Annotated in this window: 1 pseudogene; it reads right to left on the reverse strand. The window is 47.2% G+C overall.

Going from position 1 to position 1,304, the window contains the following annotated elements:
- Positions 1–11: 11 nt before the first annotated feature.
- Positions 12–1,225 (reverse strand): annotated as a pseudogene (locus IQ268_RS33680) (ISAzo13 family transposase).
- Positions 1,226–1,304: the final 79 nt, after the last annotated feature.

Here is a 1,304-nt window from a genome sequence, read left to right on the forward strand (position 1 = left end):
AGGATCGTGAATTAAATAACCTGTAATTCTGGTTTGGCTGTGTAATTCCATTGCGGTAGAAGCTCGTCGAAGACAATCTTCATATTGGCTTTGAAACCTTCAGCAACTTTTCGACCTTTTTGATACATTTTATCGAGAATCGTCGTAAACACTTTAAGACCGGTTCGAGTGGTTGCCTTTTCCATCAATTCCTTAACCATCTGGACACTCTCAAAAATCACTCCCTCACACATTCTTGAGACGTGAGGAAACAAGCGATGTTCAATCGGATTGTACTTGGAGGTGTAGGGCGGATAGTGAGCAATGCGAATTTCGATACCCAACTCGTTGACCAACGCTTGCAAGTCTTGCTTAAAGATGTAGTAATGGGAACTGTTACTGCCGCCCCCATCGCAAAGCAGCAAAATCGAATCTGCTAGGGGGTAACGTACTCTCCCATAGGTGTTCCACCAGTAGCGAATCGACTCACAGGCAAACTCACTGGTATCGTGACTGGTGCCAATCTGGATGTAGCCAATATTATCGTTGATGTCATACAACCCGTGGGGAATGGCAACCCCTTCTGCAAGGGATGCCCAATCATGGTCAAACACCTCGACTCCCTGCTCTTGGGTGTACAGTTGCCCCGCTCGATACAACTGCCCAATCAATTCTCTTTTTTTGTGTCCATACTCATGATGGGATTACCCACAGCTTGATAGGTACTTTTCAACTGCTCAATCCGCTCAAATTGTTCATTGCGATGCTCACTCTCCCCGGTCGCCAGCCTTTTCACGGCTTTGCGCTTACGAAAGTTGTGCTTCTCCAACAACTGATCCACCACCGTCACACTCACCTCAATCCCCTCATCTTTTAGCAGAGTCACAATCTCGTGACGCTTCAGGTTTGTCCACTTCACCGTCTCATCGGTCGGTGAACCTGCTGTGTGTTGCTCCAACACCCGCAGAAATGCCTCATCTAGTCCCTGGTTGGTCTCAAAGATTGACTTGCGCCCACCCCCGACTTGACGAATGCGTCCCTGTTCGAGAATGGTTTCATTGTCCAACTCTGCCATTCCTAACGCCAGGGTTTCATGATGACATCCAAATAACTGTCGGATATAGACTTGCCCTCCGTATCCGAGTTTGATGGCTTCAATGGCAGCATAGCGACGGCGATCCTTCTCCGATAACGATTGATAGTACCGTTGCATTTGAGCTTCAATGGGAGCAGGGTAAGGTTGCATTAAGTTTCCGCTTCATCGTCTACTTCTCCAGTGTACAAATGCAAAAGGTAGAATTACAGGTTATTTAATCCACGATCCT

The sequence above is a fragment of the Oculatella sp. LEGE 06141 genome (assembly GCF_015207605.1).
GTDB lineage: Bacteria > Cyanobacteriota > Cyanobacteriia > Elainellales > Elainellaceae > Oculatella.